The organism is Pseudoduganella lurida, assembly GCF_007830455.1.
GTDB lineage: Bacteria > Pseudomonadota > Gammaproteobacteria > Burkholderiales > Burkholderiaceae_D > Rugamonas > Rugamonas lurida.
Genome location: NZ_VLLB01000003.1, coordinates 81902 through 106023, shown reverse-complemented (window position 1 = coordinate 106023; position 24122 = coordinate 81902). Strand labels below are relative to the sequence as shown.

The window sequence follows — 24122 nt, the reverse complement described above, 5'->3', positions numbered from 1 at the left end:
GCGCGGCGGCACATCCGCAAGACTGGCGCCCCCGCCTCCGTAAAACTACGGAGGCGCGACCATCCGCCTCCCGCAACTGCTATCGTTGGGGATTTGGCCGACGCATTTTCCATGGCATCCCTGTTCAATCCACTGCACTGGCGCCGACTGCTGCTGCTGGCCGGCGTGCTGGTGCTCGTGTTCGTGTCGGGGAACTGGGCCGAGGAGCGCGAGCTGCAGACCAAGATGGAAGCGCTGCGGCAGGCCACGGCGGCGCACGTGCTGGGCCTGCGCGGGCTGGTGGAGAAGCACGATTTCCTGCCCCACGCGGCGGCGCGCCATCCGGATGTGCAGGACCTGCTGCGCGCGCCCGGCGACGCGGCCCTGCGTGCACGCGTCAACGGCTACTTCGCCGACCTGCAGAAGACCACCGGCGCGGCGGCGCTGTTCCTGATCGACGATGCGGGCCTGACCCTGGCCGCCAGCAACTGGAACCTGCCGTCCAGCTTCGTGGGCCAGTCGTACCGCCAGCGTCCCTATTTCGAGGATGCCATCGAAGGCCGCCGCGGCATCTTCTACGGGCTGGGATTGACGACCGGCCAGTCCGGCCTGTTCATCGCCGAACCGGTACGAGTGGCCGGCCGGGTGCTGGGCGTGATGGTCGTGAAGATCAGCCTCGCGGCGCTGGAGGCCACGTGGATGCGCGGTGCCAATCCCGTTGCCTTGCGCGACAGCCGCGGCATCGTCTTCCTGAGCGCCGTGCCGGACTGGCTCTACCGCAGCGTTGCGCCGGTTTCCGCGGCGGACCTCACCTGGGTGACGGAACACGCCCAGTACGGCAAGCGGGACCGTTTCCCGCCCCTGCCCTGGAAGATGGAGGCGAACGATGCCACGCCCGGCTTCTTCCTGCGCACCGCCGTGCAGGGCCGCGACAGGGACCTGCTGGCCCTCGACACGCGGCTGCCGGAACTGGGCTGGACCCTGACGGTGACGGAAGACATGCGCGAAGTGCGCCAGGCGCGGCGACTGGCCCTGGCGCTCGCCACGCTGGCCGCCGCCCTGCTGCTGCTGGGCGTGCTGTACTGGCGGCTGCGCGAGCGGCGCTATGCGGAGCAGCAGTCGGCGCGGCTCGAGCTGGAGCGGCGCGTGGAGGAGCGCACCCGCGACCTGCAGGAGGCGCATGCGTTCCGCCAGGCGATGGAGGAATCGCTGCTCGTCGGCATGCGCGCGCGCGATCCGGAAGGCCGCATCATCTACGTGAATCCGGCCCTGTGCGCGATGGTCGGCTACAGCCGCGAGGAATTGCTGGGCTGCCGGCCCCCTTATCCGTACTGGCATCCGGACGACCTGGAGAAGCAGGCGAGAGAGAGCGCCGAGGCGCTGCAGGGACGCGCGGCGCCGCACGGCTTCGAGTCGCGCATCCGCCACAAGGACGGGCATGACGTGATCACGATGGTCTACACGGCGCCGCTGATCGATGCCGGGGGCGTCCATCGCGGCTGGATGAGTTCGGTCGTGGACATCACGGCCCAGAAGCAGGCCGAGGCGCGTCAGCGCGACCAGGAACTGCGCCTGCAGCGCAGCGCGCGCCTGGCCAGCGCCGGCGAGATGGCCTCCACGCTGGCCCATGAACTCAACCAGCCACTGATGGCGCTCTCCAACTTCGCGATCGCAGCCCGGGCGCTGGTGGCGCGCGGCGTACCGGCGATGCTGACCGGCGCGCTGGACGACATCGTGGAGCAGGCGCAGCGTGCCAGCGCCATCGTGCGGCGCGTGCGCGCCATGATCAACCCGCAGCGCGCCGACCACGAAAACTTTGCCATCGACGGCGTGATCACCCATGCGCAGGCTCTGCTCAGGCCGGAGCTGGACCGCCACGGCGTCACGCTGCGGCTCGCCCTGCCGGACGCCACCGTGCAGGTGCGCGGCGACAAGGTGCTGCTCGAACAGGTGCTCGTCAACCTCATCCATAATGCCCTCCATGCCATGCAGGACCAGCCGCGGCACCGCCGCACCATCGACCTCGGCGGCGAGCGCGATGCGCATGGCATTCGCATTGCCGTCGGCGACCAGGGCCCGGGCATTCCGGCCGACCAGCTCGACCAGGTATTCGCCCCGTTCTTCACCACCAAGCCGGACGGCCTGGGACTCGGCCTGAACATCTGCCGTACCATCATCGAAGCGCATGGCGGCGCCATGGCCGTGGCCAACCGGCCCGATGGCGGCGCCGTTTTCTCCTTCACGCTGCCGGTCGTTCCGGCCCCCATGTCAACCAGCGCCCCATGAAAGACATTCCCCTCACCCTGTATGTCGTCGATGACGACGAGGCCCTGCGCCGCTCGATGCTCCTGCTGCTGTTCTCGCAGGGGCTGGCCGTGCAGGCCTTCGATTCGGGCGAAGCGTTCCTCGACGCCGTCGACATGCGCCAGCCAGGTTGCGTGATCCTCGACCTGCGCATGGGCGGCATCAGCGGCCTGACGGTGTTCGAACGCCTGCGCGCCGCGCACAGTCCGCTGGTGACGATCTTCCTTTCCGGCCATGGCGATATTCCCACCGCGCTCGAGGCGGTACGGCGCGGCGCCCACGACTGGGTCACCAAGCCGGACACGCAGCAGCTGCTCGACAAACTACCGGCCGCCATCGGCGAGGCGCGCGCCCGCAGCCAGGCGCTGCGCCAGTGGGACGAGCTCACGCCGCGCGAACGGGAAGTCGCCCGCCTCGTCGGCCTCGGGCAGCCCAACAAGGAAATCGCCCGCCTGCTGGTGCCGCCCTGCGGGCCCCGCTCCGTCGAAACCCACCGCGCCAATATCTTCAGCAAGCTGCAGTGCGCCAACGACAACGAGCTGGGGCGCTGGCTGGCCGCGCATCCCTGGCTCGGCTATGCGGAAGACTGAAGGCATGGCGGCAGGCTGAAGGCATGGCGGCAGACTGAATACATGGCGGCCGAGTGAAGGCATGGCGGCAGACCGACGACATGGCGACCGCTTGAAGGCATGGCGGTGGATCGCCCGGCCGGCGTCATGCCCCTGGCAGCCGTTCACGCGAGCTGCTGCGACGATTCACGGGCGCCCCGTAGCAGCCCGTAGCCCGTGTCGCGGTCCGGCAGCGCGCCGGCCAGCACGAGCCGTGAAATGATGCCGGAATCCGTACGGCCCAGCCGCATGCCGATGTCGCGGATCGGTGTGCCGGCCGCGAACAGTTCCATCAATGTGTCGCCATCCTCGGCCGACCAGCGCTTGCCCACATTGGCCAGCACGACGCCGTTGCGGATCACGGGCCCACGCCGCGCGCCAGCGGTCTCGCCCGGCACCCGGCCCAGCAGCGCCTGCCGTGCCACGAACAGGGCGCGGATGATTTCCGGCGCGGTACACGCGTCCCCGCCCGGCAGCGCCGCGCCGGTGCGCGGATCGATGCCCAGCGCCAGTTGCTCGATGATGGTGGATGCCGCTTCGGGTGTCATGTGCGCCTCCGCAGTTGAAGCCGGCCCTGCCGGGTTGCCGTTGCCTCTGCGGCCCGGCAGGTGCCAGGGCCATGCGGTCAATTTAGCAAATGCTAATGTCGCATGCGGCGGTCATGCAGGAAGTGCTGAGCTTTCTCAAGGGCGCTGTCCGGACGGGGAACCAAACGCGGCGGGTTACCCGCCGCGGGATGGCAGAACTTCCTCAGCGGTCCTTGTAGGGCGCCGCGCGCAGGGTGTCGCGGGAGGGCTCGGGCGGGCTGGTATCGATCTCGCACAGCCAGGACTGGGCGTACTCCACCACTTCATCGTGGCGGTTGCGCACACGCTCGAAGCCCGTCAGCGTGAAACGGTTGTCGCCGCACCACAGGATGCGCGGATCGATCAGCGTTTCGCGGATCATCTGGGTGTTGTGTTCCATCAGGCGCGCCAGCTTGACGGGGCGGCGCAGCCCCTGGTCGTCCGTGTCGAGGATGCGCAGGTCGCCGAAGCGGGGCGCGGCCCGGTCGCCGAGCACGCGACTGGGCAACGAGATGCCGCCCATGCGCAATTTGACCATCTTGATTCTCATGATACCGCCTGGAAATAACTGTGTTTTTATACAGTATATCAGGGACGATCAGGCGGAATGCTTTTTCATTGCAAGTGTAGCAAGCCCGCGTTGTGCAGGACGACGCGGTGCTTACGCGGAATTATTTCTGGTTCGAACCCAGGCCGTTGTTCATCTGCTGGATGTCCTGCAGCATCTTCTGGGCATCGCCTTTTGACAGCACGATGCGCTTGCCATCCTTGTCGACCGTCTTGCGGGGGATATTGCTGCCGGTCGGCGTGTACACATCCTGCTCATTGAAGGTATTGACCTGGTCGCCTTCCTGGGGCGCAGCGCAGGCGGACAGCAGACAGGCAGCAATGGCGGCAATAACAGCGGCGACGGCATGTTTCATCGGTTTCCCCCGTGTGGATTGAGCCGCCAAGCTTAGCACCGCCGTGCTGGCATGAATATATCGCTTGCCGAAATTGTAACTTTCAAACAACCACAGGAATGGCCACGGTCATCATACAACTGGCAATAGCCCTACTGGCTGCTGGTATAATCGGCACTTATTGAGGATCCGACGAGCATGACCGATACCACCGCCACCCCTGCCGCGCCAAAGAAACGCTACCGCAATCTCGCCCAGGGCGTGGTCGAGAGCATCGGCGCGAGCATCCGCGAGGGCGTGCTCAAGCCGGGGGAAAAGCTGCCCACGGAATCCGTGATCATGGCCCTGCACGGCGTCAGCCGCACCGTGGTACGAGAAGCCATCTCGCACCTGCAGGCTGCCGCGCTGGTCGAGACGCGCCATGGCATCGGCACCTTCGTGCTGGAACCGCCGGCGCCCGGCCTGCTGATCTCTGCCGACACGATCCGCACCATCGAAGACGTGCTGGCCATCCTGGAACTGCGCATCAGCCTGGAGACGGAAGCGGCCTGGCTGGCCGCCGCGCGCCGCACCGAACAGCAGGCGCGCGACATGGGCGAGGCGCTGCAGCGCATCCTGAACGGCGGCTCGATCGAGGCGGACATGCAGTTCCACATGCTGATCGCCCAGTCGACCGGCAACCGCTACTTCACCGACATCCTCACCCACCTGGGCACCACGATCATTCCCCGCGCCCGTCTCAACTCGGCGCAGCTGGCACATGACGAACCCTCCGCCTACCTGCAGCGCGTGAACCGCGAGCACGAGGACATCTTCCACGCCATCGAGCGGCAGGATCCGGAAGGCGCCCGCGCCGCGATGCGCACGCACCTCTCCAACAGCCGCGAACGGCTGCGCAAGGCGCAGGAAGAGCGTACCCACGACTAATGAACGCGGCGAATGTTGCCTGAAAAATGGGGTCTGTCCCCATTTTCGAGGCAACGTTGCCGGTAGCGACCAAAGTGCTTGCCCCGCTGACGTTATAGTTGTACGATGTCATACAACGATGGCCAGCCATCCTCAACCTTACCTGTAGTTCAACTTGAGAAAGAAGCGAGAAGACACATGCAACCTTTGGAACTCCAAAAAATCCTGAACCACGGCCTGCTGTCGTTCCCTGTTACCGACTTCGACCAGAATGGCGACTTCAACAAGCAGGGCTACGAAAAGCGCCTGGAATGGCTGGCACCGTATGGCGCAACGGCCCTGTTCGCAGCCGGCGGCACGGGGGAGTTCTTCTCGCTGACCCCGCAGGAATACCCGGAAATCATCAAGACCGCCGTGGACACCTGCCGCGGCGTGGTGCCGATCCTGGCCGGTGCCGGCGGCCCGACCCGTCAGGCCATCGCCTACGCCCAGGAAGCTGAAAAGGCCGGCGCAGAAGGCATCCTGCTGCTGCCGCACTACCTGACCGAAGCATCGCAGGACGGCCTGATCCGTCACGTGGAAGAGGTCTGCAAATCCGTCGATTTCGGCGTCGTCGTGTACAACCGTGGCGGCTGCCGCCTGACGGCCGACTCGCTGGAAAAGCTGGCCGACCGCAACCCGAACCTGATCGGCTTCAAGGACGGCATCGGCGACATCGAACTGATGATGTCGATCTGGCGTCGCCTGGGCGACCGTTTCAGCTACCTGGGCGGCCTGCCGACGGCGGAGATTTACGCCGCTGCGTACAAAGCGCTCGGAGTCCCTGTATACTCGTCCGCTGTCTTCAACTTCGTGCCGAAGCTGGCGATGGACTTCTACCACGCAATCGCCAACAACGACAGCGTGACCCAGAACCGCCTGATCGACGAGTTCTTCCTGCCTTACCTGGCCATCCGCAACCGCAAGCATGGCTATGCAGTGTCGATCGTCAAGGCCGGCGCAAAGATTGCCGGCTACGACGCCGGTCCGGTGCGCGCACCGCTGACCGACCTGGACGAGGAAGAATACGCGATGCTGGAAAAACTGATGCAGGCCCAAGGCCCGCAGTAAAGGAGAATACATGCAGCAGATTAAGGGTGAAATGATCATTGGCCGCTCGACCGTGAGCGGCAAGGAAGGCTCCGTCAAGGCCATCGATCCGTCGCGTAACGAGCAGATCGAACCGGCCTTCGGCCTGGCCTCGCAAGCCGAACTGGACCTGGCTGCCAAGCTGGCCTGGGAAGCGTTCGACACGTACCGCGAAACGACGCCGGACGTGCGTGCCAAGTTCCTGGAAACGATCGCCGACCGCATCATGGACCTGGGCCCGGCCCTGGTCGAGCGTGCGATGCAGGAATCGGGTCTGCCGCAGGCCCGCCTGGAAGGCGAGCGTGGCCGCACCTGCAATCAGCTGCGTCTGTTCGCCAAGGTGGTCCGTGAAGGCCGTTACCTGTCGGCCACGCTGGATTCGGCCCTGCCCGACCGCGCACCGGCCCCCCGTCCGGACATCCGCCTGCGCAAGATCGGCCTGGGTCCCGTCGCCGTGTTCGGCGCCAGCAACTTCCCGCTGGCGTTCTCCGTGGCCGGTGGCGACACCGCCTCGGCACTGGCGGCAGGCTGCCCGGTCATCGTGAAGGCGCACTCGGCCCACCTGGGCACGTCCGAGCTGGTGGCGAAAGCCGTGCAGCAGGCCGCCATCGAGTGCAACATGCCGGAAGGCGTGTTCTCGATGCTGATCGGCTCCGGCCAGACCATCGGCCAGAACCTGGTGAGCCATCCGCACATCAAGGCCGTGGGCTTCACCGGCTCCCGCGCCGGCGGCGTGGCACTGATGAAGACGGCTGCCGCCCGTGAAGAGCCGATTCCCGTGTATGCGGAAATGAGCTCGATCAACCCGGTGTTCATCCTCCCGGGCGCGCTGGAAGCCAACGAAAAACTGCCGCAGCAGTTCGCCGATTCGCTGACCCTGGGCGCCGGCCAGTTCTGCACGAACCCGGGCCTGCTGATCGCCCTGGATTCGCCAGCGCTGGACAAGTTCCTGGAAGGTACCAAAGTGGCCCTGGCCGCCAAGGGTGCCGCCACGATGCTGACGCCAGGCATCCACTCCGCCTACAACAAGGGCGTGGCACAACTGGCCGGCATCGAAGGCGTCAAGGTCGTCGGTCTGGGCAAGACGAGCGAAGTGCCGTGCGGCGCCGTTGCCGGCCTGTACGAAACGTCGGGCGAACACTTCCTGGCCAAGCCGGAACTGGAAGGCGAGATCTTTGGCCCGACGTCCCTGCTGATCCGCGTGAAGGATGAAGCCGAGCTGGTCGCAGTGGCCGAACACGTCGAAGGTCAGCTGACCGCCGCCGTGCACGCCACCGGTGCCGACATCGCCATCGCGAAGAAGCTGCTGCCGACGCTGGAACGCAAGGCCGGCCGCATCCTGTTCAACGGCTTCGGTACCGGCGTGGAAGTGTCGTACGCGATGGTGCACGGCGGTCCGTTCCCGTCCACGTCCGACAGCCGCTCCACCTCGGTGGGCGCCTCCGCGATCGACCGCTTCCTGCGGCCGGTGTCGTACCAGGACGTGCCGGCCGAGCTGCTGCCGGCCGCACTGGATGGCGCGAACTCGCTGGGCATCCCGCGCGTCGTCGACGGCGAGCTGGTGCTGAAGTGAAGTCCCGTCCGTCGGTCACCCGGATCGACGGCGTGCGTTGCACGGTGGGCGAAAGCCCATCGTGGGACGCGACTGCCGGTGCCTGGCACTGGTCCGACATTCCCGCGAAAAAAGTCTGGCGGCTGGGGGAACCCGGCAGCCCACGTTCCTGGGACCTGCCCGAGATGGCCGGCTGCGTCGCCCCGCGCGCACGTGGCGGCCTGATCGCCGGCATGGAAACGGGCATGTACGATGTCGACCTGATCGACAACGGCACGGTCAAAACGACGCTGGTGGGCAAGCCCGCGGACCTCGGCGAAGGCATGCGCTTCAACGATGGCCGCACCGACCGCCAGGGCCGCTTCTGGAGCGGCACCATGTTCATGGACATGAGTGCCGGGAAGGACATCGGGCAGCTGTACCGCTACGATGAACGGGGCCTGTCGCAGCCGCTGGTGGCCGGTCTGTTCACGCAGAACGGGCTGTCGTGGTCGCCGGATGGACGCACGATGTACCTGTCCGATTCGCATCCGAAGAGCCGCCTCGTGTGGGCCTTCGATTACGACATCGCGACCGGCACGCCGAGCAACCGCCGCGTGTTCGCCAACCTGGCCGAGCACGTGGGGCGCCCGGACGGTGCCGTCGTCGATGCGGACGGCTGCTACTGGTCCGCCGCCAACGACGCCGGCTGCCTGCTGCGCTTCACGCCGCGGGGGGAGCTGGACATGCAGATCGAGCTGCCGTTCGCCAAGCCGTCGATGATGACGTTCGGCGGCGCCGACCTGAAGACGCTGCTGGTCACGTCGATCGTCTCCGGCAAGCCGGAAGACGCCGAATGGGGCGGCACCGTCGTCACGCTGCGCCCCGGCGTGCAGGGCCTGCCGGATACCCCCTGCGCGTTCTGATCGCCTCCTGACGGCAAAAGCCCGTGCCCACGCAAGTGGCCACGGGCTTTTTATCGTCCCTACTGTCCAGCCCGTGTCCACCTTGGGGTCTGACCCCGACAGAGACACGAGCTGAGCTGTGATTCAACGCTTCAGATACTCACCCAGGCAAATTCGACCGGCCTTCATCGCGTGCAACGTCCTGCAAAGATGAGCTCGTGTCCGTGTCGGGGTCTGACCCCATGGTGGACACGAACTCGGCAGTAGTGGCTTATGCCGAGGCCCACTTCCCTTCGTATGAAGGCGGAGTTTCGTCGAAGTGCAGCGTGGCGCGGATCGAACGCAGGGTGGTGATGGGCGCCAGGTGGCGCTCGACCTCGGCCAGCAGGGCGGCGCCGATGGCATCGAGCAGCGCCTGCGGGCGGCCGGGCGTGAGGCGCAGGTTCAGGTAGACGAAGGCGCGGTCGGGGGCGCCGTCCGCCACGGCAAAGTACGGTGCCGGGGCAGCCAGCACGCGCGTGCCGAGCAGCGGGAAGACATTCTTGCCCGTGTCGTCCCGGTAGCCGGTCAGCGTGGCGCACAGCGCGGTGCACAGGGCCGGCACGTCGAGGTGGGCGTCGAGGTTGACGGTGTAGTCGATCTTCAGGTGCGGCATGGTGTCCTGGTAAAAATCAGCGCACGGACGGCATGCAAGCCCCGCCGCTGCCGTCGCGCGGCACGGTGGAGAAGCGGAACGACGTCATCGTGCGCTGCACCTGCCCCGGATAGACGGCGGTGCTGGGAAAATCCGGATGGTTCGGGCTGTCCGGCAGGTACTGCGTCTCGAATGCGAAGCCGTCGTATTTGTCGTACGGCTTGCCGCTCGTGCCCCGCTCGCTGCCATTGAAGCCATTGCCCGTGTAGAACTGGGCGGACGGTGCGCTGCTGACGATTTCCAGCCGGCGGCCACTCACGCTGTCGTCGATCACGGCCACACGGCTGCCCGGCTGGTCGAACAGATAGCTGTGATCGAACCCGGGCGGATCGCCCAGCAGGGGCGACGGCCGCGTCAGCAGCGGTGCAATGACCGTGGGCCGGCGCAGGTCCAGCACCGTGCCGGCAACCGGTGCCAGCGCGCCGGTCGGCACGCGGTTCTCGTCCGTCACGGCATAGCGGCTGGCGGCGATGCAGAAGCGGTGCGACGCCAGGCCGCCGCTGCCGGCGCCGGACAGGTTGAAGTAGCCGTGGTTGGTCAGGTTGACGACCGTCGGCGCATCCGTGCGCACCGCGTATTCCATCGAGAACTCGTCGCTCGCGCGCTGCAGGCGGTAGGTGACTTCGATCGTCACCGTGCCGGGGAAGCGCTGGTCGCCGTCCGGGCTCACCAGCGTGTACACGGAACCGAGGGACGCCTTGTCGGTGAAGTCGCGGCGCTGCCAGACGCGCTTCTCGTAGCCGTCCGGCCCGCCATGGATGGTGAGCCCCTTGGCATTCGGGATCAGTTCGACCGTCTTGCCATCGAGCGTATAGCGCGCGTTGCCGATGCGGCCCGCATACCGGCCGATCACGGCGGCATACTTGGTTTTCGAGCGCTCGTAGGCCGCCAGGTCGGGCAGGTGCAGCATCACGTTGTCGCGCCGGCCGTTGCGGTCGGCAACCGTGGCGCCGGTGATGGTGGCGCCGTAGTCCATATAGGACAGCGTCATGCCGCGGTCGTTCGTCAAGGTGACGCCTTCGACCGCCTGGCCGGACGCCAATGTGCCAAGGGGCCGCACGGCGATGCCGGTGCAGCCCCCTTCCGTCGCGGCGCCGGCAAGAACTGCCGCCAGCGCCGCCATCGTGATGGATGAACGCATCAGAGGTCCGTGATTTCCTTGTGCTGCGGTACCAGCGCCTTCATGATGAACCAGGCGAGCAGGTAGGCCACCGCGCAGATCGTGAACATGATCGTGTAGCCGGTGGAGAGTTTGCCCAGCGCGCCGTAGTAGTCGAACAGGTAGCCGCCCAGTTTCGACATCACCACGCCGCCGATGCCGCCGGCCATGCCGCCGATGCCGACGATGGAAGCGACGCTGCGTTGCGGGAACATGTCGGAGACGGTGGTGAACAGGTTGGCCGACCAGGCCTGGTGCGCCGAGGCGCCGATGCCGATCAGGATGACGGGCAGCCAGTGGCTGATCGAGCCCAGCGGCTGCGCGGCCAGCACCACCAGCGGGAACAGCGCGATCACGAACATCGCCCGCATGCGGCCGTCATACGGCGCGTAGCCGCGGTTCATGAAGTAGGCGGGGAAGTAGCCGCCGCCGATACTGCCGAACATCGTCATGCTGTACAGCACGGCCAGCGGCAGCACGATGTCCGCCGGGCCCATCTGGTATTCGGAGGCCAGGTATTTCGGCAGCCAGAACAGGAAGAACCACCACACGCCATCCGTCAGGAACTTGCCGGCGGCAAAGGCCCAGGTCTGGCGGTAGGTCAGCAGCTTGAACCACGACACCTTGGTGCCGGCCGGCAGCGACGACACGGTGCTGCCCGCATCGCTGCGCACATACGCCAGCTCTTCCGGCGACAGCTTCTTCTCCGGCGTGTCGAACATGATCTGCCACAGGATCATCCAGACGAAGCCGATCACGCCGATGGCGATGAAGGCCGCCTGCCAGCCCCAGTAGATGGCGATCACCGGCACCGTCAGCGGTGCCAGGATGGCGCCCACGTTGGCGCCGGAATTGAAGATGCCGGTGGCGAACGCGCGTTCCTTCTTCGGGAAGAATTCGGCGGTGGCCTTGATCGCGGCAGGGAAGTTGCCCGCCTCGCCGATCGCCAGCACGGCGCGCGAGATGATGAAGCCAATGATCGAGGCCGGTGCCGCCACCATGCCCAGCGCGCCCATCGCGGAACCGACCGCATTGCCCATCGGGACCGAGTACGCGTGCAGGATCGCGCCGCCGGACCAGATGGCGATGGCCCACATGTATGCCTTCTTGGTGCCCAGCTTGTCGACGATCGGGCCGGCAAAGATCATCGCCAGCGCATAGACGAACTGGAACGCGGCGGTGATGTTGGCGTAGTCCGAATTGGACCAGTTGAATTCCTTCGAGAGCTGCGGCGCCAGCAGCGAGAGCACCTGGCGGTCGAGATAGTTGACGGTGGTGGCAAAGAACAGCAGCGCGCAGATGGTCCAGCGGTATTTACCGGCAGGGGCCACGGCGCGCTGGCCAGCACCCTGCTGGCTAACAGGCTCGTTCAGCTTCATGGAATCACTTAGGTTTGGTTATCGTTTGATCTCTCGGTCTCCGGCGAGATCAGCTGCACCCGGCCTGCGGCCAAAGTTGTATGTCATCGTACAACCTAACACATCGTTAAGCAAGCGATAATCGGTCGCCTTGACGGTCCTCCGCTCCCCTTTCCTGGCACCCGGTCGCGGCACCCCGCGCCGCCGGAACGTGACGGTCCTTCCTGCTTCTGGCATGCCGGTGACAGACTTTCTTTCTCCTTCTGCAACCCATTGATAATATTCAAATTACCGCTTCCAAAGGCTGTCGCGGTACGACAACGCGACAGGTACAGCCATGCCAGTTAACTGCCTTGAATCAGTAAAAATGATAGTTATATCGAATTGCCACACGGAAAATGTGCTACTGTTCGGTCGACTCCCCATTCGCTCCACACCATGATCATTCAAGCGCTGACCGACCTGTTCTCGCCGCCCGCGGATCCATCGCTGCTGCAATACGGTACCCACGATCCGAAACTGGTGGCACTGTCGGTGCTCGTGGCCATTTTCGCGTCGTGGATGGGCCTGCAGCTGGCAGGCCAGCAGCGCGCCGCCACCAACCGCACCCTGCGCGTGGCCACCCTCGTGGCGGGCAGCCTGGCGCTCGGCTCCGGCGTGTGGGCGATGCACTTCATCGGCATGCTGGCCTTCGACCTGTGCACGGACACCCATTACGATCCTGCGATCACGCTGCTGTCGATGGCACCCAGCCTGGCCGCTTCCGCCGTGGCGCTGTCGATCACCCGCCGTGACAAGCTCAACCGCAATACGCTGCTCGTCGGCGGCGTGCTGGTGGGCGCCGGCATCGGCATGATGCACTACGCCGGCATGGGTGCGCTGCGTACCGCGCTGAACCTGCGCTACGACCCGCTGATGTTCGCGCTGTCGATTATCGTGGCCGTCGTGCTGGCGACCGTGGCGCTGGGCGTGCGCTTCGGCCTGCGCGGCCTGCGCCAGAAACTGTCGAGCCAGCAGCGCCTCGCCATCAGCGCCATCGTGATGGGCAGCGCCATCGCCGGCATGCACTACACCGGCATGGCCGCGGCACGCTTCGTGGGCCATGCGCCGGCGGCGACGACGGGCGACGATTCCGATTTCCTGGCACTGTCCGTGACCGCCATCGCCGTGCTGTTCACGATCGCCGTGGTCGGCGTCAACGGCCTGGTGCGCTACCGCGAGATGTACCGCAGCCTGCTGCAGGGCGAGAGCTGGATGCGCGCGCTGATGACCACCACCGTGGACGGCGTCGTGACCATCGGCCAGGACGGCATCATCCAGGAAGTGAACGCCTCGGCCGAGCGCATCTTCGGCTGGACCCGCGAGGAGATCATCGGCCAGCCGGCCAAGATGCTGATGGCCGATCCGGAAGAATCGGAGCGCATCGGCCTGCTGGCCAGCATCCGCGCCGGCGACACCGTGCTGGCGCGCGCCGGCGAGGAAGTGATGGGCCGCCGCAAGGACGGCAGCGAGGTCCCGATCCGCAAGGCGCTGGGCCACGCCCAGCTGAGCGACCGCAATGTGTACGTGCTGTTCATTACCGACATCTCCGAGCGGCGCCAGATCATGCAGGCGCTGCGCGACAGCGAGGAGCAGTTCCGTTCGCTGATCAGCAGCATTCCCGGCATCTCGTTCCGCGCCCGCGCGGAAAACGACTACCCGCTCGACTTCATCAGCGACGGCGTGGAATGGGTCACCGGCTATCCGGTCGCCGATTTCGTGGGACCGGACCGCTTCCGCACGATGAACGAGCTGGTGTCGCCCGTCGACCTGCCGCGCGTGGAGGCGATCTGCCGCCTGTGCGCCCAGAACGGCCTGCCCTACACGGTGGAATACCGCATCCGCCATGCCGACGGTGCCTGGCGCTGGGTATGGGAACACGGCACGATGGTGCGCGGCGAGGACGGCAAGCCGCGCTGGTTCGACGGCGTGATCCTCGACACCACCGAGCGGCGCCAGATGGAGGAAGACCTCCGCCACGCCAAGGAAAAGGCCGAACAGGCGGCCGCGTCGCGCGCCACCTTCGTGGCCAACATGAGCCACGAGATCCGCACGCCGATGAATTCCATCCTCGGCTTCACCGACGTGCTGCTCGACAGCGACCTGAAGCCGGAACAGCGGGGCCACCTGGACACGGTGCGCAACGCCGGCCGTGCCCTGCTGCGCCTGCTCAACGAGATCCTCGACACGGCCAAGCTGGAAAAAGGCGCGGTCGAACTGGAACTGGCCGACTTCAGCCTGCTGTCGCTGATCGACGAACTGTCGTCCACCTATAACAACACGGCGCGCAGCAAGGGCCTGGCGCTGAACATCCGCTTCGCGCCCGGCATGTCGCCCTGGCTGCACGGCGACGAGCTGCGCGTGCGCCAGGTGCTCACCAACCTGCTGGACAACGCCATCAAGTTCACCGCCAGCGGCAGCGTCACGCTGTCCGTGGCCGTCGACGGCCCGAACCTGGCGATCGCCGTGCGCGACACCGGCATCGGCATCGCGCCGGACCGCCTGGCCGCCATCTTCGAACCGTTCACGCAGGCCGATGCCTCGATGACGCGCCGCTTCGGCGGCACGGGCCTGGGCACCACCATCAGCAAGCAGCTGGTGGAACTGATGAAGGGCCGCATCTGGGCCGAGAGCACGCCCGGCCAGGGCACCACTTTCCACGTGGTGCTGCCGCACACGCCGGCACTGGAACCGCACCTGGCGCACATGCCGCGCCCGCGCCAGCGCATCGCCTGCGAACTGCCGCCGCTGCGCGTGCTGGCGGCGGACGACGTGACGCAGAACCTGGAACTGCTGGCGCTGCTGATGGCCAAGCGCGGCCACACGCTGACGATGGCGCACGACGGCGCCCACGCGGCCGAACTGGCCGCCACGCAGGACTTCGACGTGATCCTGATGGACGTGCAGATGCCCGTGCTGGACGGCCTGGCCGCCACGCGCCGCATCCGTGCCGAGGCGCTCGACGCGGGCCGCACGCGCGTGCCGATCATCGCCATGACGGCCAGCGTGCTGGAAGCGCACCGCAAGGCCAGCACGGCCGCCGGCATGGACGGCTTCGCCTCTAAGCCGGTCGACTGGTATGCGCTGTCGCACGAGATCGCCCGCGTGCTGGGCCTGCAGCCGGTGGGGGCCATCGCCACCACGCAGCCGCAGGTGCAGCCGCTGGTGCTGAACCGCAAGGCCGGCGCGCAGCGCTGGGGCGGCAGCGAGGAGGAGCACCAGATCGCCCTGTGCCGCTTCGATGCCGACCATGCCGCCTGCGCACAGCGCCTGGCGGCCCTGCATGATGCCGGCGACCTGGACGGCCTGCACGCCGAAGCGCACCGCGTGCGCGGCGTGGCCGCCAACCTGGGCTTCGAGCAGCTGGTGGTCACGCTGGCCGACATCGAACGGCGCAGCGCCGCCGCCAGCCCCGACACCACGCTGGGCGCCACCCTGCAGGAACTGGCTGCGCAGCTCGACGAAGCGCTGGCCGACGTGCGCACGCGCGCCTGCCCGCGTCCCGACGCCATCAATACCGAAACACCCGCCGCCGCGTTCGACGTGGCCGCGGTACACGATTCCGCCTCGGCCTTGCGGCAATCGCTGAAGCGGGGCGCGCTCGACGACGATGCGCTCGCCCGCCTGTCGCAATCGCTGCTGGGCCATGTCGCCCCTGCCATGCTGGCGCCGCTGCACATGGCGCTGGGCGACTTCGACTTCTCGCTCGCGGAAACCCGCCTGGACGCTCTTCTCGAGACCCTGCTGGCCGCGCACACGAACGACGATATGGAATCCGCCACATGACCACGCAAGTCCCAGCCGCGCCCCAGGCGCAGAAACCACTGATCCTGGCCGTCGACGACGAAGCCTCCAACCTGCAGCTGCTGCGCCAGATCCTGCAGGACCACTACCGCCTGCTGTTTGCCAAGGACGCCGCGCGCGCGCTGGAACTGGCGCGCCAGGAGCGTCCCAACCTGGTGCTGATGGACGTGATGATGCCGGGGATGACGGGCCACGAGGCCTGCGCGATCCTCAAGAGCGATCCGCGCACGGCATCGATCCCGGTGATCTTCGTGACGGCGCTGACCGACACGGACGACGAGCTGCGCGGCTTCGATGCCGGCGGCGTGGACTACATCACCAAGCCCGTCAGCCCGCCCATCGTGCGCGCGCGCGTGCGCACCCACCTGTCGCTGGTGCGCATGGAGGAGCTGAAGGAAAGCCGCCTGGAGATCGTCCAGCGCCTCGGCCTGGCCGCCGAGTACAAGGACAACGAGACGGGCATGCACGTGATCCGCATGAGCCATTATTCGCGCCTGCTGGGCATCGCCGCCGGCATGAGCGAGGCGCAGGCGGACGACCTGCTGCACGCCGCGCCGATGCACGACGTGGGCAAGATCGGCATCCCCGACCGCATCCTGCAGAAACCGGGACCGCTCGATCCGGACGAATGGACGATCATGAAATCGCATGCCACGATCGGTGCCGACATCATCGGCGACCACCCGCACGGCATGCTGGCGCTGGCCCGCAATATCGCCCTGTCCCACCACGAGAAGTGGGACGGCAGCGGCTACCCGAACGGCCTGGCCGGCGAGGACATCCCGATCGAAGGCCGCATCTGCGCGATCGCCGACGTGTTCGATGCGCTGACCTCGGAGCGGCCGTACAAGAAGGCCTGGCCGGTGCAGGAAGCGGTAGACCTGCTGGTCAAGCAGCGCGGCGTGCAGTTCGACCCGCGGCTGGTGGACCTGTTCGTCGCCCAGCTGCCGGCGATCTGCGCCATCAAGGAGAAATGGGCGGAGGTGCAGAGCGAGCTGAAGGTGGGCGACACGAAATCGGGCGAAATGAAAGCGGGCGAGGAAAAGGCAGGCGAAGCGAAAGCGCCCGTCGCGGCACAGACGGCCGCAATGCCAGTGGCGCAGGCGGCCTGACGGCGCCGTCGTGCCCGGCTGCACCGCGGCGTGCTGCGGCGAGAACCCCTGCCGCCACCCCGTTGTTGCGCTGCACGTTCGGGAAGTGGCAGACCGTGGTGACGGCAGGAAGTTCCCCACCAATGTTAGTGATAGATCAACAAATAGCCTTGATCTATCTCAAGATTCTCACTTCTAGTCAGCGCTTCGCAGAACTTTCCACGATATCGGCGTACAGCGCGGCATAGTCCTCGGCCATCTTCGCCGCCGTGAACAGCGCCTCGAAGCGGTGCGTGGCACGCTCGCCCATGGCCGCCGCCAGCTGCGGGTTTTCCCACAGCGTGCGCATCGCATTGCCGAACGCCGCCGCATCGCTGGGCGGCACCACCAGGCCCGTGTCGCCATCGGCGTTGATGTAGGTGGTGCCCGTGCCGATCTCGCTCGAGATCATCGGCTTGCCGAACATCGCCCCCTCCAGCAGCGAGATGCCGAACGCCTCGGAGCGCAGGTGCGACGGGAACGCCATCGCGTAGCACAGCGTCAGCAGCGCCACCTTGTCCGCCTCGTCGACCGCGCCCACGAACTGCACGTGCGTCAGGCCCAGGCGCAGCGCGTGTTCCTTCAGCTCGTTCTCGATGGGGCCCGCGCCGACGATCACGACCGGATAGTCCAGCTGCGCCATCGCGTCGAGCAGGATGTGCAGGCCCTTGTAGTAGCGCAGCACGCCCACGAACAGGAAGAAGCGCTCGCCGGCCCGCTCGCGCCAGTAGGCCAGCCGTTCCGGCGTGGGCTGCGGGTAGGTGGTGCGATCCAGGCCGAACGGAATCGCGCGCACCTTTGCGCCATAGCGCTTGAGCACATCGGACGAGGCAAAGTAGTTCGGCGACGTGGCCACGATGCCGTCGACATCGGCCAGGAAGCGGCGCATCAGCGGCGAGTACAGCTTGAGCAGGGTTTTCTGCCGCACGATGTCCGAGTGGTAGGTGACCACGGACGGCTTCTTCACGCCGGCCAGGAAGTGCGCCAGGTCGCCGAACGGCCACGGGAAATGGTAATGCACCACGTCCGCCTCGCGGGCCAGTTCGCGCAGCCGGCCGATGGCGCGGAGCGACATCGCGTTCGACGCGATCTCCACATCCTGCCGCACGCGGTGCACCACCACGCCATCGATCTCCATGCGCGCCGGGCCGTCCTGCCGCGTCAGCGTGAGCACCTCGTTATGGATGCCGCGCCGCGCCGTGCCCACGCAGATCTGCCGGATGGCCTGCTCCACGCCGCCCCAGGAATCGGGATAGTAGGTCTTGTAGAAATGCAGGACGCGCATGACCTTCTATGCCTTTTCGAGAACCTGGGTGTAGACGGCCGCCGTGCGCCGCGCCGTCTCGCGCCAGGTCAGCCCCAGCGCGCGCACGCGGCCGGCGGCGATATGGCGGGCGCGCAGCGCCTCGTCGCGCGCCAGTTCCAGCATCGCCGCGCCGATGGCGGAGACCGACAGCGGATCGACTTCCAGCGCCGCGCCGCCCGCCACTTCCGGCAGCGACGTGGCGTTCGACACCACCACCGGCACGCCGGAAGCGAACGCCTCCACCACCGGGATGCCGAAGCCTTCGTACAGCGACGGGAACACGAACACGCCGGCGCCGGCATACACATGGCGCAGCGATTCGGCCGATGTCAGTTCGTTGAGCCAGACCACGTTCTCGCCGCGCTGCTGCGCCGCCCGGATCTGCGCCACCAGGCCGGCGCTGCGCGCACCGGCGGCGCCGACGATCACCAGCTGGCGCTGCGACCGCACGGCGGCCGGCAGCCCCAGGTAGGCGGCCAGCAGCCGTTCGATGTTCTTGCGCGGCTGCAGCGTGCCGACGGTGAGGAAGTAGCCGCGGCGCAGGCCGTGGCGGGCCAGCGTGGCGGCCACTTCCACCGCTTCCGGCGCGTCCAGCCACGCTTCGTCGACGCCGCACGGCACCACGCTGATGCGCGCCTCGTCGACGCCGAAGCACTGCACCAGTTCGGCGATCGTGAACTGCGTGTGGGCGATCACGTGGTCGGCCTTGCGGGCGGCGCCGGCCTGCAGCCAGTTCTTCAGGCCGCGCAGGCGCGGATTGCACCACTCGGGATGGGCGACCGGCAGCGCGTCGTGCAGGGTGGCCACGACGGGCCGGTTCATGCGCACGATGCGGTAGTCGGTGGCGTGGTACAGGTCCACGTCCATCGCCGCGCGGCCCGGCAGCAGCAGGTCGCGCACCGTGGCCAGCGCGAACGAATGGGGCATCGGGCGGCCCACGCCCAGCTGCCGCGCCCGGCCGTACGAATACGGCTGCACGGCCACGCCGGCACGCGGCAGCTCGCGCAGCAGGGCACTGCTGTACACGCCGATGCCATCGAGATGCCCGCCGGTGAGGCCGGGTTCCGCCGTGGTGACCGAAAGGCCGACCGTCGGCCCGTGCGCAGGCATCACACCCTGTACTGTCACGCCTCGTACATCCAGCGCAGCGTCTGTTCGAGCGGCGGCGGCACGAGCGTGCCCACCACGGACTGCAGGCGGCGGTTGTCGCCCGTCAGGCGCACCACTTCATTGGCGCGTACGAACGCGGGATTGACCTGCACGTCGATGCGGTAGCCGGCGATGCCGTCCATCAGGTCGATCGCCTCGCCCAGCGAATAGGCCTTGCCGGCGCTGATGTTGAAGGTCTGGCCGATCGCGGCCGGCGCTGCCAGCAGGTGGCGGTAGCTGGCGGCCACCACGCGCACGTCGGAGAAATCGCGCCACACGTGCAGGTTGCCCAGCTCGATGCGGGCCTCGCGCCGCCTGAAGTGCGCAACGATCTTCGGCAGCAGGAAATTCTCCGCCTGGCCCACGCCCGTGTAGTTGAACGGCCGCGCGATGATGAGCGGCAGGCGGCCCATCCACAGGCGCGCCATGTATTCCATGGCCAGCTTGCTGACGGCGTAGTCGTTGGCGGGCGCGGCCGGTACGTCTTCGTGGATCACTTCCACGTCGGCGTTGCCGTAGATGTTCGCGGACGACGCCAGCAGCACGGCGGACGGCTTCTTCGCCAGCCCGGCCAGCGCCTCGAGCAGGTTGCGCGTGCCGACCACATTGACCTGGTACATGCGCTCGATGTCGTCGTGCGCCACGAACGCGATGGCGGCCAGGTGCACCACCACGTCCGGCTGCAGTGCCGCCACGGCGGCGGCCACGGCGGCGCGGTCCGTCAGGTCCACAGAAGCACCGGCCGCATCGACCAGGCCGGACACGTCATAGCCGGCCAGCCGCAGCTCCTGCGCGACATAGCGCCCCGTGAAGCCGGCGATGCCGGTCACGAGTGCGCGCCGGCCTTCGCCTTCGTGCGCGGTCGCCAGCAACTGCAGTGCGTCCGTCATCTCAGAACGAGAAGCCGGCGGTGTTGCGGCGCAGGTCGGCCTCGACCATCATCTGGCACAGCTCTTCCAGCGTGGTCTTCGGTTCCCAGCCCAGTTCCGTGCGCGCCTTGGTGGCGTCGCCGATCAGCAGTTCCACTTCGGCGGGGCGGTAGAATTTCGGGCTGATGCGCACCAGCGTTTTGCCCGTGGCCTTGTCGGTGCCCGTTTCCGCTTCGCCGCTGCCCTGCCAGTCGATCGCGATGTCGACGGCCTTGAACGCCATCGTCACGAAGTCGCGCACGGTCTCGGTGCGGTTGGTGGCCAGCACGTAGGTGTCCGGCTGGTCCGCCTGCAGGATGCGCCACATGCCTTCCACGTATTCCTTGGCGAAGCCCCAGTCGCGTTTCGCGTCCAGGTTGCCCAGTTCGAGCACGTCCAGCTTGCCCAGCTTGATCTTGGCGACGGAGTCGGTGATCTTGCGGGTGACGAATTCGCGGCCGCGCAGCGGCGACTCGTGGTTGAACAGGATGCCGGAGGAGCCGAAGATGCCGTACGACTCGCGGTAGTTCACCGTCATCCAGTGCGCGTACAGCTTCGCCACGCCATACGGGCTGCGCGGGTAGAACGGCGTGTCTTCCTTCTGCGGGATGGCCTGCACCTTGCCGAACATTTCGGAAGTCGACGCCTGGTAGAAGCGGATCTTCGGATCGACGATGCGGATCGCCTCCAACAGGTTGACGGCGCCGATGCCGGTGATCTCGGCCGTCGTGACGGGCTGCTCGAACGACACGCCAACAAAACTCTGCGCGGCCAGGTTGTAGATCTCGCCGAACCGGCCGTTCTGCAGCAGGCGGATCGACGACGACAGATCCGTCAGGTCATGCTCGACCAGCTTCAGGTTCGGGTGGTCCTGGATGCCCAGTTCCTCGATGCGCCAGAAATTCACGGAGCTGGTGCGGCGGAACGTGCCGGTGACTTCGTACCCCTTTTCGAGCAGCAGCTGCGCCAGGTAGGCACCGTCTTGTCCGGAGATGCCCGTCACCAGGGCGCGTTTGTTGTTTTGCATAGTGGTCGAGGAATGAAAGTTTTAATAACGAGCCGAATATTGTAACAGACGCGCTTTTCACCCGCCGCCCCGGATATGGCCGGTTTTACATCACTTACAGATTGTTACAGGGCAATAATCGACGGGTCTCCGGAAGTGAAAAGGCCGCCTCGCGGCGGCCTTCGGCTGGAGCGCTGGGCTCTAGTTCTTCAGCTGCTGCGCCACCGCATCGACGACGCACAGCGCCGTCATGTTGACGATGCGGCGCACGGTGGCCGATGGCGTCAGGATGTGCACGGGTGCCGCGCAGCCCAGCAGGATCGGGCCGATGGCGATGCCGTTGCCGGCCGCCGTCTTGACCAGGTTGTAGGCGATGTTGGCCGATTCGATGTTCGGCATCACCAGCAGGTTGGCGTTCCGCTCCAGCGTCGATTCCGGCATGATCTTCTTGCGCAGCTTCGAATCGAGTGCCGTGTCGCCGTGCATCTCGCCATCGACTTCCAGGTCCGGCGCGCGTTCGCGGATCAGCGCCAGCGCGGCGCGCATCTTCTGCGCCGACTCGTTGTTGGCCGAGCCGAAGTTCGAATGCGACAGCAGCGCCGCCGAAGGCGACAGGCCGAAGCGGCGCATCTCTTCGGCGGCCATGATGGTGATCTCGGCCAGCTGGTCGGCGGTCGGGTTCTCGTTCACATGCGTGTCGACCATCACCAGTTGGCGCTCCGGCAGCACCAGCACGTTCATCGCCGCATACACATTGGCGCCGGCGCGCTTGCCCAGCACCTGGTCGATGTAGTGCAGGTGCAGCTGGGTGGTGCCGAAGGTGCCGCAGATCATGCCGTCCGCATCGCCCTTCTTGATCATCATGGCGCCGATCAGGCTGTGGCGGCGGCGCATTTCCAGCTTGGCCCATTCCTGCGTCACGCCCTTGCGGCTGGTGAGCTCGTAGTAGCTGGTCCAGTAGTCGCGGTAGCGGTCGTCGTAGTCCGGGTTGATGACGTCGAAGTCCACGCCCAGCTTCAGGCGCAGGCCGAACTTCTGGATGCGCGTTTCCAGCACGGCCGGACGGCCCACCAGGATCGGCCGGGCCAGGCGTTCGTCGACCACCACCTGCACGGCGCGCAGCACGCGTTCCTCTTCGCCTTCGGCATAGACGATGCGCTTGATTTCCGGCGCGGCCTTCTTGGCCACCGAGAACAGCGGCTTCATGAAGGTGCCGCTGCGGTAGACGAATTCCTGCAGGCTGTCGGCGTAGGCTTCCAGGTTCTGGATCGGGCGCGTGGCCACGCCGGAGTCCTCGGCCGCTTTCGCCACGGCCGGCGCGATCTTCATCAGCAGGCGCGGGTCGAACGGCATCGGGATCAGGTACTCGGGACCGAACGACAGGTTGGTGAAGCCGTAGGTGGTGGCCACGATGTCCGACTGCTCGGCATGCGCCAGTTCGGCGATCGCGTGGACGACGGCGATCTCCATTTCCCGCGTGATCGTGGTGGCGCCGCAATCGAGCGCGCCGCGGAAGATGTACGGGAAGCAGAGCACGTTGTTGACCTGGTTCGGGTAGTCCGAACGGCCGGTGCAGATGACGGCGTCGTCGCGCACGGCCTTCACGTCTTCCGGCAGGATTTCCGGATTCGGGTTGGCCAGCGCCAGGATGATCGGCCGGGGCGCCATCTGGCGCACCATGTCCTGCTTCAGCACGCCGCCGGCGGACAGCCCCAGGAAGATGTCGGCATCGGCGATCACTTCGCCCAGCGTGCGGGCATTGGTCTCGCGGGCGAAGCGTTCCTTGTCCGGGTCCATCAGTTCGGTGCGGCCCTGGTAGACCACGCCGGCCAGGTCGGTGACGAAGATGTTCTCGATCGGGAAGCCCAGGTCGACGATCAGGTCCAGGCAGGCCAGCGCCGCGGCGCCGGCGCCGGAGACCACCAGCTTGCATTCCTTGATGTTCTTGCCGACCAGCGAGATGCCGTTCAGGATGGCCGCGCCGACGATGATCGCGGTGCCGTGCTGGTCATCGTGGAAGACGGGGATCTTCATGCGCTTGCGCAGCTCGCGCTCGATGTAGAAGCACTCGGGCGCCTTGATGTCTTCCAGGTTGACGCCGCCGAACGTGGGTTCCAGCGCGGCGATGATGTCGATCAGCTTGTCCGGATCCTGCTCGTTGATCTCGATGTCGAACACGTCGATGCCGGCGAACTTCTTGAACAGCACGCCCTTGCCTTCCATGACGGGCTTCGACGCCAGCGCGCCGATATTGCCCAGGCCCAGCACGGCCGTGCCGTTCGAGATCACGGCCACGAGGTTGCCGCGCGCCGTGTACTTGTAGGCGGCGGCCGGGTCGACGACGATTTCTTCACAGGGGGCAGCCACGCCGGGCGAATAGGCCAGCGCCAGGTCGCGCTGGTTCATCAGCTGCTTGGTCGGGGTGACGCTGATCTTGCCGGGCCGGGGGAACTCGTGGTACTCGAGCGCAGCCAGACGCAGTTGTTGACGGAGTAGTTCTTTCTTGTCAGAGGACGAATCCATTGCCGTGCTGCCTTCCTGTGCGGTCTGAAAATCACGCGATTTTAGCAGACCGCGTCAAGCCCCCCGGCTAGTATTTTCACCAACAGGCGTTGCCATTCCTGCCGCGCCATGCAAAAGCGGAACGTAATCAAGCGCTTATGGCCGGGCGGGCGGACGGCTGCCGGGCCGCGCGGTTGTTTACACCCTTGCAACATCGCGGGCGCCTGCCGAAGCCGCC

Annotated in this window: 19 protein-coding genes; 8 read left to right on the top strand and 11 right to left on the bottom strand. The window is 66.7% G+C overall.

The features are described 5' to 3' along the window. Nucleotides 1-111: 111 nt before the first annotated feature. Both IP91_RS09980 and IP91_RS09975 read left to right on the top strand, forming a co-directional pair. The gene (locus IP91_RS09980; RefSeq protein WP_145648830.1) at nucleotides 112-2265 is read left to right on the top strand and encodes a sensor histidine kinase; all 2154 of its coding nucleotides are present in this window, start codon (nucleotides 112-114) and stop codon (nucleotides 2263-2265) included. After that, on the top strand, nucleotides 2262-2873 hold the full coding sequence (locus tag IP91_RS09975) for a response regulator transcription factor (protein ID WP_145648829.1): 612 nt from the start codon (nucleotides 2262-2264) through the stop codon (nucleotides 2871-2873). Before IP91_RS09980 ends, IP91_RS09975 begins: the two co-directional genes overlap by 4 nt. Before the next feature lie 143 nt (nucleotides 2874-3016). Here IP91_RS09975 and IP91_RS09970 read toward each other — a convergent pair whose 3' ends face one another. From IP91_RS09970 to IP91_RS09960, 3 genes are all read right to left on the bottom strand, one after another. Next, on the bottom strand, nucleotides 3017-3439 hold the full coding sequence (locus tag IP91_RS09970; RefSeq protein WP_145648828.1) for a hypothetical protein: 423 nt from the start codon (nucleotides 3437-3439) through the stop codon (nucleotides 3017-3019). Between the two features lie 202 nt (nucleotides 3440-3641). Beyond that, nucleotides 3642-4007 (bottom strand): hypothetical protein, encoded by a 366-nt coding sequence (locus IP91_RS09965; RefSeq protein WP_145648827.1) that lies wholly within the window; start codon nucleotides 4005-4007, stop codon nucleotides 3642-3644. A 121-nt stretch (nucleotides 4008-4128) separates the two neighbouring features. After that, complete coding sequence (locus tag IP91_RS09960; RefSeq protein WP_145648826.1) at nucleotides 4129-4380, bottom strand: hypothetical protein; 252 nt, start codon at nucleotides 4378-4380, stop codon at nucleotides 4129-4131. Between the two features lie 177 nt (nucleotides 4381-4557). On the opposite strand from IP91_RS09960, the gene IP91_RS09955 reads away from it, so the two are divergent. From IP91_RS09955 to IP91_RS09940, 4 genes are all read left to right on the top strand, one after another. Then, the gene (locus IP91_RS09955) at nucleotides 4558-5286 is read left to right on the top strand and encodes a FadR/GntR family transcriptional regulator (RefSeq protein ID WP_145648825.1); all 729 of its coding nucleotides are present in this window, start codon (nucleotides 4558-4560) and stop codon (nucleotides 5284-5286) included. Nucleotides 5287-5463: 177 nt separating this feature from the next. Then, a complete protein-coding gene (gene kdgD / locus IP91_RS09950; protein WP_145648824.1) occupies nucleotides 5464-6375 on the top strand; it encodes a 5-dehydro-4-deoxyglucarate dehydratase in 912 nt (303 codons plus the stop codon). 10 nt (nucleotides 6376-6385) lie between these two features. Next, nucleotides 6386-7966, top strand: coding sequence for an aldehyde dehydrogenase (NADP(+)) (locus tag IP91_RS09945; protein WP_229474232.1), 1581 nt, complete (start codon nucleotides 6386-6388; stop codon nucleotides 7964-7966). Next, on the top strand, nucleotides 7963-8850 hold the full coding sequence (locus tag IP91_RS09940) for an SMP-30/gluconolactonase/LRE family protein (RefSeq protein WP_145648823.1): 888 nt from the start codon (nucleotides 7963-7965) through the stop codon (nucleotides 8848-8850). The genes IP91_RS09945 and IP91_RS09940 overlap by 4 nt, the downstream gene beginning before the upstream one ends. A 250-nt stretch (nucleotides 8851-9100) precedes the next feature. Here the strand turns inward: IP91_RS09940 and IP91_RS09935 are convergent, their stop codons facing one another. From IP91_RS09935 to IP91_RS09925, 3 genes are read right to left on the bottom strand one after another with little or no spacing between them, the layout of a single operon-like run. Next, nucleotides 9101-9484 carry a 5-carboxymethyl-2-hydroxymuconate Delta-isomerase gene (locus IP91_RS09935; protein ID WP_145648822.1) on the bottom strand — a complete coding sequence of 128 codons (384 nt, stop codon included), beginning with the start codon at nucleotides 9482-9484 and terminating at the stop codon, nucleotides 9101-9103. Between the two features lie 16 nt (nucleotides 9485-9500). Continuing rightward, nucleotides 9501-10664: an aldose epimerase family protein gene (locus tag IP91_RS09930; protein WP_145648821.1), complete on the bottom strand. Its 1164-nt coding sequence runs from the start codon at nucleotides 10662-10664 to the stop codon at nucleotides 9501-9503. Next, nucleotides 10664-12061, bottom strand: a complete 1398-nt coding sequence (locus tag IP91_RS09925) for an MFS transporter (protein WP_145648820.1) — start codon at nucleotides 12059-12061, stop codon at nucleotides 10664-10666. The genes IP91_RS09930 and IP91_RS09925 overlap by 1 nt, the downstream gene beginning before the upstream one ends. Nucleotides 12062-12478: 417 nt before the next feature. On the opposite strand from IP91_RS09925, the gene IP91_RS09920 reads away from it, so the two are divergent. Together IP91_RS09920 and IP91_RS09915 are read left to right on the top strand one after the other, a co-directional pair. Beyond that, nucleotides 12479-15865: an MHYT domain-containing protein gene (locus tag IP91_RS09920; RefSeq protein WP_145648819.1), complete on the top strand. Its 3387-nt coding sequence runs from the start codon at nucleotides 12479-12481 to the stop codon at nucleotides 15863-15865. After that, nucleotides 15862-16995, top strand: coding sequence for an HD domain-containing phosphohydrolase (locus IP91_RS09915; RefSeq protein ID WP_145648818.1), 1134 nt, complete (start codon nucleotides 15862-15864; stop codon nucleotides 16993-16995). The genes IP91_RS09920 and IP91_RS09915 overlap by 4 nt, the downstream gene beginning before the upstream one ends. Before the next feature lie 178 nt (nucleotides 16996-17173). Here IP91_RS09915 and IP91_RS09910 read toward each other — a convergent pair whose 3' ends face one another. The 5 genes from IP91_RS09910 to IP91_RS09890 all read right to left on the bottom strand — a co-directional run bounded on the left by IP91_RS09910 (nucleotide 17174) and on the right by IP91_RS09890 (nucleotide 23905). Continuing rightward, nucleotides 17174-18298 (bottom strand): glycosyltransferase family 4 protein, encoded by a 1125-nt coding sequence (locus IP91_RS09910; protein WP_145648817.1) that lies wholly within the window; start codon nucleotides 18296-18298, stop codon nucleotides 17174-17176. Between the two features lie 6 nt (nucleotides 18299-18304). Then, nucleotides 18305-19447 (bottom strand): glycosyltransferase family 4 protein, encoded by a 1143-nt coding sequence (locus tag IP91_RS09905; RefSeq protein ID WP_307724411.1) that lies wholly within the window; start codon nucleotides 19445-19447, stop codon nucleotides 18305-18307. Then, nucleotides 19444-20358 carry an NAD-dependent epimerase/dehydratase family protein gene (locus IP91_RS09900; protein WP_145648816.1) on the bottom strand — a complete coding sequence of 305 codons (915 nt, stop codon included), beginning with the start codon at nucleotides 20356-20358 and terminating at the stop codon, nucleotides 19444-19446. Before IP91_RS09900 ends, IP91_RS09905 begins: the two co-directional genes overlap by 4 nt. 1 nt (nucleotide 20359) lies before the next feature. After that, entirely contained in the window at nucleotides 20360-21403 is a 1044-nt protein-coding gene (gene gmd / locus IP91_RS09895; RefSeq protein WP_145648815.1) for a GDP-mannose 4,6-dehydratase, read from the bottom strand. Between the two features lie 180 nt (nucleotides 21404-21583). Next, nucleotides 21584-23905 carry an NADP-dependent malic enzyme gene (locus tag IP91_RS09890; RefSeq protein WP_145648814.1) on the bottom strand — a complete coding sequence of 774 codons (2322 nt, stop codon included), beginning with the start codon at nucleotides 23903-23905 and terminating at the stop codon, nucleotides 21584-21586. Nucleotides 23906-24122: the final 217 nt, after the last annotated feature.